Consider the following 10,981-nt stretch of genomic DNA (forward strand, 5'->3'; position numbering starts at 1 on the left):
GACTGGATACATGCGGTTGACTCAACCGCTACTGGGATCTCGAAACCCCGTTTAATGGTGCTTCCTGGCAAGATAAACGCCGTATTCAATGGGCGATGTCCAGGATTGATCCAGGATCGGAGGCCCGAACGGGGACGGAAGCGGATTGACTTCGAAAATCCAAGGATTGCCTTTCCGGTCCAAACCAAAATCAATGCCCAAATCCGCCATATGATAACCTTGATCGTCAAAGCATTTCCCAATGGAAAGTCCCAGGCCGGCTATTTGACTCAGGCTCTTCTCCCGAACAATCTTTTCCTTCAGCAGCCAGTTCGGATCCATTACCATATAGTGAACGCCTCTTCCCCAACCCACATGACTGCCGTTTAAAGCTACACGGAAGAAAAGGCACGATACTTGCCAAGCGCCCTCACCATTTTTATTGATGTTTACTCGGATATCGGTCGGCTTCCCGTTCCATTGGACGGTTTTCATGCTTTTTTGCATCATATGGCTATGCGGGGATAAGGAAAAATGATTCCAGATACTATTCCATTCTTTGAATGTACGGATTCGCGACTTTTTGTGATTGTGATAAATAGCTTTGATCGTATTTTTTCCCTTCTGCGCAATCACCCGCACAATTCCATTTCCCCCCGATCCTCGAACCGGCTTTATAAAAACATCTTTATGCTCATTATAAAAAGACTCGAGGCTTTCAACGGAAACCAGGTTTTGGGAAATAGGAAGGAACGGCCGGAAATCGGGATTATCATATAAGAACTTCCAGCACTGCCATTTATCCAAAAACACATTGTTATACACCTTTTTGCCAATCGCTTGTTCCAACCGGTTCACCATTTTGGAGTCGGCATGGCATTGGATAAAAACCGCATCCGGAAGGCGAAGCGTGCGCCTCTCCCACACTAATGAACTGCCCTTCTTCATGCAGTGTAATCCTGTCACGCTCTTCCGCTCCGGATTCAGATCGTTCAAATGGAACACAATGAGATCGGCTTCGGCCGGCGAATATCTTTCCATCCGCGAGCCGATCAGCCGTTCTACGTGATTGAACCGATTTCCGCTCCTTCCTCCGACGCAAATCCCTATGACCGGTTTCACTTGCTGAGGTTTCATCTTATTTGGGGCCTCTTAAGGCGTATCTGATTTGGGCAACCGCAAAACCGGACTCGCCTGTGATGACAACACGATCGAATGAGCCATTCGTCTGCGCGGCAAACAAGCGTGCTCCGCCTTCCCCGTTCACATCCCTTGTTACGCTTCCGATAAGAGTGGCACCGGAAAAGAAATCTACGTTAAAATGAATCACCGCAAAGGGATCAGGCTCCAGTTCAAACCCGAAAATGACGGACGGCCGGGTCAAGGTCCATGTCAATACTGTTGCGTCATTGGAAGTTAGGACGAAAGGATTGGCGCTTTCCGAGAAAGGAGGCGAAGACCAGGTTGCCCATCCGTTTGGAACTGGCCCGACTTTGTTCATGGCGGAACTGAACGTTACCGTCTGAATTCCGTCCGCCACGAAAGTAATTTGTGCACCGAACGGTAAACCAGAAAAATCCACATTTTGGGTAGAGCTTTGATAAGCCGCATCGGGGTTCATGATCGGAGTGAACGAGCTTGCGAGGAGTCTTGCCGATTTCGGTTTCGGTTTTGGGTTCTGTTTAGGCTTAGGTTTCGGACCGCCACTCGGAAGATTATATTTAACTCCGCTATTACTGTTGTACTCCATTATGGATGCCTCCCTATATTTTTATTTACCAAGTCAAGTCAAGCTTAGAATATGCAGCTAATGCAAACGCCGTTCTAGGTAGTAGTTTGGACATCAAGAAGCAAAGGCTGACTGTTTTGTGAAATAGACAACAAGACCCGGACATTGCGCGTCCGGGTCTGTTATCATTTCATTTTCACTCATCGGCACTGGGGCCATAAATAGCTGGTACCGGCACATCAAGCAACCGAAGATACACTGTCAATTGCCCACGATGATGGTACCAGTGGTTGAGAAGAACCGAACGCACCTGCTCGAGACGCGAAGACTCGATTATGACTGCGCCTTGCACAGTCCATCTAAAGGTCTCGCGAAGACCTTCGTCTCCCCATGAACGAAGGATATCCTCCGCTGCGGCTAATTGTTCCTCCAACACTGCGACAAGCTCCGAAACGGATACCGCTTCCGGGAGAGGCACGGTCGGCACTTCGCGATCCGGGGCATTCAGCAGCGAGGCCAGTCCTCCAGGCAATCCGGCCGTATGCAAGGCCAACTGTCCGATTGACATCGATTTGGGGTGCGGCTTCCAGGACATGCTGGCTTCCGGGATGCGCTCCATGACACGGCGAGTATTCAGCGCCTCCCGCCGCAGCTCCTCCAACAAATCCTTTGCGATACTCAAAGCAATCTCCTCCTTGGTCAGCATATCCCAATTATAGGGTATGCTTCAGGAGACGGTTTCTTCTGAATTGCTAACTTTTCGGATTTACGTGTCTTCATCCGTTTTTTTGACGGGAGTTATCATGCCTTGCAATAGGCTAAGCTCGCGGTGAATCCAAAGCAACTCGGCCTCTTTCTCTAGCAATAGGCGTGACAATTCCTCGATTCTCGACCCCACGTTCGGTTCGCTGTTCCCCGGGTATTCCCAGTTATGCTTATATCCGCGCTCGATTATCGCCTTGCGGCTGCTTCCTAACGTCAGAACAACCCATTCGTCGGCATCTTCTCGCCCATAGTTTCGATATATATCGATATACGTTTCAAAAATGGCATTTACAGTTTGGCGGCGTTCCCAGCTCAAATGGCCCATAATGTCTTTGCCGCGAGCGGCAGCGCGCATTAGTTGAAACTCGCTCAGTTTGCCGCGAGCGGCCTCGATCCTGTCAACCTCTTCAATGAAAACCGGATAAATCTCTTGAAACAACGCTGCTTCTTCCATCATCTCTTGTTCCGTTATCGTATGTCGATTCATTCGAGCACATCCTTTCCGGTGAAACGGATCAACTGTTTCAAACGTTTTTACTACATCATTAAAGCATTCGTATCGGCTGCGATCTTTTTGTCAAATCGAACGAAAAAACAAATCGCCGGCCCGCGTGACCTTTGAATCACGTGACCGGCGATCGCCGCCGAGAGTTCCTATTTACGATTATTTTTTCATCTCCGCCTCGATGAACTTCCCGCTCTGCTCCTGCGCGTCGCGCGACGCCGTATTTACATCCATCTCCCCGTTCACGATCTTGAGTATGTTCGGCGTTAAATATTTTTGCAGCAGGTCGCCGTCGTAAATGCTTTGATACGATTTCGGTGCGATCTCATTCACATAAACCGCTTTCCAGTTTTTGTCCTTGAACTGGCTTTCGCTTCCGATCAGCTTCTTTATGTTATCGTCGTTAAGCACGGTCATAAATCCTTGCTTGGAATACTCCGTCTGCATCTCCGGCGAGGTCAAATATTTGATTACCTCCATAGCGGCGGCTTTGTTTTGGGCTGTATTCGTAATGGCGAACATTCTTGGCGAAGCCTGCGAGCCGATCTTCGGCTTGTCCTTGAGCGTCGGCAGCGATACTAGATCCCAGTCGATGTCCTTGACATATTGCGGTCCGTCGAACGGAAATTGCGAATTGAACACCATCATCGCAAGCTCCTGCGAAGCGGTCATTTCCGTATAGTACGGCAGCTTCTTCTTGGCCAAGGACCAGGACTTATAGTTGCTGGTCGCCTCGTTCATGAAGTACAGCTCGAGCGCTTTCTTCCATCGCTCATCCGTAAACATCGGTTTTTTCGTCTTCGGGTCGTAGAAAGGCACAGACATTTGATTCATCCGTAAAATATGGTTCGGCGACGCCGAGTACCCCATGTAGTTGACGCCGCCGTTCGAGCGGGTCAGCTTCATATTGAGCTCGTGCAGATCATCCCATGTCATCCCGTCTTTCGGATAGGCAACGCCAAGCTTATTGAATATCTCTTTGTTGTAAAATAAAACTTGAACCATCGTCAGGACGGGAAGGTAGTATATGTTTCCTTCCCCCATCGTTCTCACCGCATCGATCGTCGTCTGCTCGAACTTGGACAGGTCAACGCCATGCGTCTTGATCAGACTTGTCATATCGAACTGCATGCCCGTGCCGAGCAGCGGACTGGATATCGTCTCCAGCGATGCGTATACAAGATCGACATTTTGGCCGGTCGTGATCAGATCTTGCAGTCTCGTTCCCTGCTTGCTCTGAATGAAGCTGACTTTCATATTCGGAAATTTCTTCCGGATATATTGTCCATACGTTTTCTCGAACGGTTCGTCGGAGCCCCCAGCCAAATCCTGAATGACAACCTCCAAAGGCTCCTTCGTATAATCGACCGCGGCTGGCACGGGTGTACCCGACTTATCCCGAGCTTCTTGTCCTCCCGAACCTCCGCTGCACCCGGTTATGAAAGTAAGGGCAGCCGTAGAACCGGCAATTATCATTCCAATTTTTTGTTTGACTAAGGATAACGCCCCCCATTGTAAATCATGTTGAACTTTGATGGTCACTTCAATCGATTACTTCACAACTGCGGTACTGTAGCATTCACAGAGTAATTGCCTACGCCCGCAAATCGCGCATGCGGATTATCGTTGTCGTATAAATTTTTGGACATGTTGTTGTTTGCCCGGGCAATGCAGTCTTTGTCGACCGAAATCCCTCTCATTTTGAATGGAGCCGACGGGGTGCTGTACTGCACATTGTTGTTAAAAACGACTATCGAGCTTTCGTTCCGAACGTAAAGTCTTGCCGAAAATCCGCTGGATGATGCCGTTGTTTGGGGAGCATTATCCTCGAAAATGTTATCGGTCATATATACGGAATAGATTTGCACGGAAACGTCCGTACGGTGCCCTCCGCTTATCCCGTACCCTTCGTTGCGGATAAATTTATTTTGGGTAACCAGAACCCCGTCGACGGCAAACAGGATCAATCCGACGCCTGAATTGTTGGTAAATAAATTTCCGCTTACGACGTCCACATTTTTCTGAACCAGCCTCATCCCATTCACGTTCCGACTGAACGTATTGTTCGTTACTTTGACGCGCACACTATCCGGTACATTCGCATTATTGTTAAAAATTTAGCCCCGTATTATTGTAGGCAATCCGGTTGCCGTCCACATGAACATCTTCGTGACCGCTTCCCCCGAAGCTTACGCCGTAAGAACCCGCGCTATTCTCGATCGTATTGTTTTGCAGCCGTATTCGCTTGCATGTACCGAACCATCCTTTGTTCGGTTCTACATCGATCCCGCATTTCGGATTCGTGCCTTGGATCGTTCCCGCATCCGTCACCGAACAGTTCGATACGGTGACGCCATCCGCGGCGACGATCGATATATTATTTCTGCGGCAGCGCGATATTGCGCAAAAATCGATCAAGATGTTCTTGCTAAGCGAGACGGTTCCCGTAGAAGGTGAGCCCGAATAGATCCCGCCAACGTATATTCCGTCGGTCATCCCTTCGGTAAACGTGCAATGACGGATCAGCACGTTCTCGCAGCTTATTAAGGTCAGGCACGATTGAAAGCTCTCGCCGCCGGACAACGCCTGCCGATTGGATATATTCCCGTGCAGGACAAGACCTTCCAGCTTGATATGCTTGCAATTTTGCATGACGATATTGCTGTATTTCCGGGTCGTATCCCTCACATCCGGAACGCCGTCCTTGTACTTGATGATTGCCCCTGAGGATGTTAGCGATAGATGACTCCGGTTTTCTATCCATATACCTTGGCTTTTGAGAGCGTAATACGACTCCGTAGGCGGAAACAACAACGTTCCTCCCGCCTGCGGAACTGCGTGAAGGGCGGCCTGTATGGCGGGCGCATCGTCCGTAACCCCGTTCCCTGTAGCGCCGAACCATTGGACATTCACTACACCATCTTCGACGACTCTCTTGAACCTGGCCCCGCTTATCGACACCAGAACGGTCCCCGTGTTGTCGGGTGACGCGGTATCCGCAGCGTCATAATAAAAATACCCTTCCTTTCCGGCGTCCCGTACGTAGTACATCCAATTGGGCATCGGATTCGTTTCGCTTCTCAACTGAGCCGCCGTAACCGGCAGAACGAAATTCATCGCCAATAGATCAGGCAGCCGGAGCTTGCCGTTCTCATCATATACGGCATCGGTAACTCCGTCTTTTTTCCCGAAAACAACATTCCTCATTCCCAACACTTCCGCCGCGACTGCCGTTGCCCCAGCAATCCCAAGCGAAGCAAGCAGTTTCCTTCTGCTAAGACTAGGCGTTACCCCCGCTTCCCGTTCCGCGAGGTTTGTTTGTTCGGTCAAGTCCGAATCCGGCATGTAATTCCGCATTCACATTCCTCCTTATTAAGTTTATATTCTGCAACTTCATTAGTCCTCTCACCATTCATATTAGTAACTGTAATCGATTTCTGCAACCGCTTTCTTTCGTTATTAAATTTATTAATTCATCGTCCGTTTCGTATTCATATTTTGCATTTATTGGATTCATGGTACAATGAGGCATCCATTCCGAGACGGGAGGCGGCCTTATTGAACAAAGATCTGCTTGAAGCTTTTTTGTGCGTTGCCCGTACGAGAAGCGTCAGCCAAGCGTCGGAAATTCTTTTTTTGTTCTCAGCCTACTGTCACGCACCGGATTCAATCGTTGGAGAAAGAATTGAATGAGAGGCTGTTCGTCAATAAAAACCGCCAAATGACGTTAACTGATGCCGGGCATGACTTCCTCCCTTATGCGGTCGAAATATTGAACAGCTGGAATCGCGGCTTGGAGAAAATACGCAACCGTTCCGAGGAGCCCGAGGGGAAGCTGACGGTCAGCATGTTTTATCATGCTTCGCTGCTGTACGGAGAGAAGGTGGTCTCCTTTATGGAGAAGCACCCGAAAGTTCGTTTATTTGTGAAATCGTTATCACCGGAAGATTCGGTTCAGCAAATCATAGACCGCGAAGTGCATTTGGGGTTTATACGTTCCATCCGCCATCCCGCGCTTTCGTATTGCAAATTAATAGCCGGCAACTTCATTCTGGCCGTCTATCCGAATCACCCGCTGACGAAACGGAAACAGCTCGTGCCCGCCGACTTGAGCGGAGAGAAAATGGTCTATATGTACAATGGCGCAGGCGATCAAAAAATAATCGATCAATTTTACCATGAGTACGGCCAAGCCTCGGAAATCATGATGGAGACGAACAACTTCGAGGTTTGCAAACGTTTTATTATCCGACGTCTCGGCATTGCTTATTTGCCCCGGTATGCGATACAAGCGAAGCTGGACGATGGCTCGATTGTCGGGATTCCGGTTACGCTCGCCAAGCAGCCTCCCGAGTACGATATCGACCCTCGTCTGGCTGATGGAGAACTCCAATCACAACTTGTACCGCTTGTTTACGAACCATATCAGGAGTACATCGTGAGCGGGAATGTTAGGCATGACTAACTATATTGACAATGCAAATAGGACAAGAACATATATCGCATAAAATAATAACGCCTCTTCAGTCGGATCACATACGATATATATTCTTGTCTCTCCTCCGATACATTATTCGGTAGTGCAATGGATTCCAGCTTCATTTCGATTCGCTATAATGCTTCACCGGATTTATTTAACGAGCTGTTATAATCATCAATGGGGCATCCCCATATAGTGAACATATTTCCATCAAGATCATAAAAATCAAAGAACTTACCCACGTCGCCTTCATCCCTATAATTAAGTACGCGAACGCCATTTTCCTTTAACGACGCAAAAGCCTTTTCTATATCTTTTGTTATAAATCCTGCGATGGAGTAATCTCGGCCTCTATTCAAAAACTTTGCACGTTCTTCGTGCTGAGTCTGAATAAACAGCAAAGTTGGACCTGATGGAAGATTTACACTTGCTAATCCATCATGAACTTTATGAGCACCTTTGCACCCTAGATGCTTTACGTACCAATTTACAGCTTCATCAACATTACTGACAGGCAAATGAATGAAATTAACTTCCTGGATGATTGAATTGTCGATTTCAGAATGAAACATGCTGCAACCACCTTCTCTAGGATAAACGTTTAAGGCTGCCACACTTCCCACAAATTCCCATCCGGATCATAGAACTGAAAGTTAGGTCCGCATTCCCGCCCTTCCGGAATATCGCTTGCAATGCGCACCCCGTTCTCTTTAAACCGATCGAACAGCAACTGGATGCGCGGCGTAATGAAACAGCCGACAGGGACGCGATCGCCATTATTGTTGGTAAAACCTAATCGGCCGCCCTCGGACCCCGATTGGATCAGAAACATAGCCGGTACCGTTGTTCTTAGACCTGCCCCCGGCAACTTATCCTGCTCATCGGGAAATCGCAAGATCGCTATTCCGGCCCCAGGCTGGACGGGTTCAAATCTGCTAGGTTGTCTGCAGCCTAAATTTTTGCGATACCATTGAACGGATTCATAGACATCCTGCACCGGGACGTAAATACATGTAATTCCCGTAATATCCTCCAGCTTGCTTTCCAATTGAATATCTTCCGCTTGGTTTTGACTCAAACAATATCCCCTCCGCTAGAAATAATTACCAACATACAGCTATAATACCGTACATTTGTTCCCTTGTAAACGATTTCCCAACACAAAAATAAAAAAACATCGCCGACAGGAGGCGATGTTGGAATTAAGACTTAACTGGCATTACAGTTTCACGATTTTCGTTGCAATATTGTTGCAAAATTCTCGGTCGTGCTCGACAAACACGATCGTCGGATTATGCTCCATCAGCAGCTGCTCGATTTGCATTCGAGAAATGACATCTATAAAGTTCAGCGGTTCATCCCAAACATGCAAATGAGCTTCCTCGCACAAGCTTTTGGCAATCAGCACTTTCTTTTTCTGGCCGCCGCTGAAGGACGAAATGTCTTTTTCGAATTGGATGCGGGAAAAATCCAGCTTACGGAGTATCGCTTTGAAGAGACTTTCATCGATCCCCTGGTCTCTCGCATAGTCGGTTAAAGTCCCCTGCAAATGCGAGGTGTCCTGCGATACATACGATATTTTCAGCTGACTGCCCATTCGAAATACTCCCGTATACGGAATATCTTCCCCGACGATCAGCTTAAGGATGCTCGATTTACCGGTGCCGTTTCTGCCGGAAAGCGCGATCCGCTCGCCCTTTTCAATCGTAAAGCTTACATCCGCGCATACCGTTTTGTCTCCGTAATGGATCGACACTCGGTCTAGCTCGGCGAGCTGGCTTTTGTGATACGACAGCTGGGACAGCATTAGACTTTCGGAGCTTTCTACATTTCTCAAAAGCGCCGACTTCTCCTCGATTGCGGAATGTTGTCGATGTTCAAGATTTTTGGATCGTTTCATCATTTTGGCCGCTTTATGGCCGATATATCCTTTATCGACTTTGGAGCCGGAATTGCGCGTGCCGTTTTTGGTCATCTCCACTTCATGCGACCAGCCGCTCGTACGTTCCGCGGCTTGCGCCAGACGCTTGATATCTTTTTTCAGCTTATCGTTTTCCGCGAGTTCGTATTGGTCCTGTCTTTCTTTCCGTTCCCACCAGTCCGAAAAGTTACCTTTCTGAATTTCGATGTTCGTTTTGTTAATCGATAAAATATGGTCGACGCAATTGTCCAAAAACGCTCGATCGTGAGAGACCAGAATAAATCCGCTCTTCATATTCAGATACTGACTGACCAAGTGCCGTGCTTCCATATCCAAGTGGTTGGTCGGTTCATCGATTAACAGAAAACGGTTTTCCTTCAGAAACAGCGCGGCCAGCATCATCTTCGTCTGCTCCCCGTTGGACAAGGAGTCAAAAGGACGGTACAAGACATCCTCGGAAACTTTGAGCAAGGACATCTCCCTCATAAGCTCCCAATGGACATAGTCCGGATAAAAGTCCCCGATGACATCCAGTGTGTTGTGTCCCTTATTCTCGACGTGGAAAGGAAAATATTCAAACTGCACCTGGGCGGATATCGATCCGCGGTACTCGTATTTACCCAGAAATAAATTCAGCAGCGTCGTCTTGCCCCGGCCGTTCCTCCCGGTAAATCCCAGTTTCCAGTCCGTGTCGAGGTTAAAGCTTACATCTTCAAATATGTTGTCATAGCTGCCGTCATAAGCGAATGTCAAATGCTTGACTTGGATCAAAGACATGGAACAAATCCTCCTATACAAGAAATGAAAAAGCTACGAGAAAGTTACTTTTCTCGTAGCTCAAATAAATATACGGCAAATCCAACTCCGGCGGAGCTCGATCGGCCTATTCGTTTGAGTGGAAAAGAATAAGTAACTTTCTTCTTGCCGATCCATAATAAAACAAAGCGATTGCAGCTAATGGCATGCCGCAGATACCTGTTTTATTATGTTCATGGACAGCAAGGAAAGATTACATTATCCTCTTCAACTCCTATTAGGTAAGGTAAGTGCATCGTATCACATTTGAACCGGTTATTTCAACATTTACATGCTGGAAAGTTTCATTATACCTTTTTGTTCCGCTCGATCATTGCTGAACGACGACGACATCCAGTCCGACAAGCGAAAAAAACAAAAAAGCCTCACATACTGTGAGACTTTTTGTTTTTCGCATGGCAACGTCCTACTCTCCCAGGACCCTGCGGTCCAAGTACCATCGGCGCTGAAGGGCTTAAGGTCGTGTTCGGGATGGGAACGCGTGGATCCCCTCCGCCATCATCACCAAACGAATTTATTCAAGGTTTATTCCCTGAAAACTGAATGCGAAACGAGCGAGTGTTGCTTCATCGATGTTACCCGGAATGGGTTTTCCGGGGGCTCCCCCAAAAGTACTCGGCGTCTCTACAACGCTTCGCTTCACTTTTGGGGGACCTTTGGGATAAGCCCTCGACCGATTAGTATTCGTCAGCTGCACGCGTTGCCGCGCTTCCACCCCGAACCTATCAACCTGGTCGTCTACCAGGGGTCTTACGAATTGGGAAATCTCATCTTGAGGGGGGCTTC

The 10,981-nt window shown here is 48.0% G+C and carries 11 protein-coding genes and 2 rRNA genes; 1 reads left to right on the forward strand and 12 read right to left on the reverse strand.

The window, feature by feature from the left end; all coding sequences use genetic code 11:
• Positions 1–51 precede the first annotated feature (51 nt).
• The 7 genes from FE783_RS17170 to FE783_RS17200 form a co-directional block, all read right to left on the reverse strand.
• A complete protein-coding gene (locus FE783_RS17170; RefSeq protein ID WP_158301874.1) occupies positions 52–927 on the reverse strand; it encodes a YheC/YheD family protein in 876 nt (291 codons plus the stop codon).
• A gap of 190 nt (positions 928–1,117) precedes the next feature.
• Complete coding sequence (locus FE783_RS17175; RefSeq protein ID WP_138880603.1) at positions 1,118–1,729, reverse strand: hypothetical protein; 612 nt, start codon at positions 1,727–1,729, stop codon at positions 1,118–1,120.
• Between the two features lie 175 nt (positions 1,730–1,904).
• On the reverse strand, positions 1,905–2,390 hold the full coding sequence (locus tag FE783_RS17180) for a DinB family protein (protein WP_138880604.1): 486 nt from the start codon (positions 2,388–2,390) through the stop codon (positions 1,905–1,907).
• 84 nt (positions 2,391–2,474) lie between these two features.
• Entirely contained in the window at positions 2,475–2,930 is a 456-nt protein-coding gene (locus FE783_RS17185) for a hypothetical protein (RefSeq protein ID WP_138880605.1), read from the reverse strand.
• 207 nt (positions 2,931–3,137) lie between these two features.
• Complete coding sequence (locus tag FE783_RS17190; protein WP_158301875.1) at positions 3,138–4,358, reverse strand: extracellular solute-binding protein; 1,221 nt, start codon at positions 4,356–4,358, stop codon at positions 3,138–3,140.
• A gap of 176 nt (positions 4,359–4,534) precedes the next feature.
• Positions 4,535–5,062 (reverse strand): right-handed parallel beta-helix repeat-containing protein, encoded by a 528-nt coding sequence (locus tag FE783_RS17195; RefSeq protein ID WP_158301876.1) that lies wholly within the window; start codon positions 5,060–5,062, stop codon positions 4,535–4,537.
• 25 nt (positions 5,063–5,087) lie between these two features.
• Positions 5,088–6,335 (reverse strand): right-handed parallel beta-helix repeat-containing protein, encoded by a 1,248-nt coding sequence (locus FE783_RS17200; protein ID WP_138880608.1) that lies wholly within the window; start codon positions 6,333–6,335, stop codon positions 5,088–5,090.
• 235 nt (positions 6,336–6,570) lie between these two features.
• Here FE783_RS17200 and FE783_RS17205 point away from each other — a divergent pair, with 235 nt between their 5' ends.
• A complete protein-coding gene (locus tag FE783_RS17205) occupies positions 6,571–7,443 on the forward strand; it encodes a LysR family transcriptional regulator (RefSeq protein WP_274381451.1) in 873 nt (290 codons plus the stop codon).
• A 146-nt stretch (positions 7,444–7,589) separates the two neighbouring features.
• Here FE783_RS17205 and FE783_RS17210 read toward each other — a convergent pair whose 3' ends face one another.
• From FE783_RS17210 to FE783_RS17230, 5 genes are all read right to left on the reverse strand, one after another.
• Positions 7,590–8,030: a VOC family protein gene (locus tag FE783_RS17210; protein WP_138880610.1), complete on the reverse strand. Its 441-nt coding sequence runs from the start codon at positions 8,028–8,030 to the stop codon at positions 7,590–7,592.
• 29 nt (positions 8,031–8,059) lie between these two features.
• On the reverse strand, positions 8,060–8,536 hold the full coding sequence (locus FE783_RS17215; protein ID WP_138880611.1) for a VOC family protein: 477 nt from the start codon (positions 8,534–8,536) through the stop codon (positions 8,060–8,062).
• Between the two features lie 141 nt (positions 8,537–8,677).
• Entirely contained in the window at positions 8,678–10,156 is a 1,479-nt protein-coding gene (gene abc-f / locus FE783_RS17220; protein ID WP_138880612.1) for a ribosomal protection-like ABC-F family protein, read from the reverse strand.
• Positions 10,157–10,588: 432 nt separating this feature from the next.
• Positions 10,589–10,704, reverse strand: a 5S ribosomal RNA gene (gene rrf / locus FE783_RS17225).
• Positions 10,705–10,852: 148 nt separating this feature from the next.
• Positions 10,853–10,981: ribosomal RNA gene (locus tag FE783_RS17230) — 23S ribosomal RNA — on the reverse strand; the annotation flags it as partial.

The sequence above is a fragment of the Paenibacillus mesophilus genome (genome assembly GCF_005938385.1).
In the GTDB taxonomy this organism is placed as follows: Bacteria; Bacillota; Bacilli; order Paenibacillales; family NBRC-103111; genus Paenibacillus_AB; species Paenibacillus_AB mesophilus.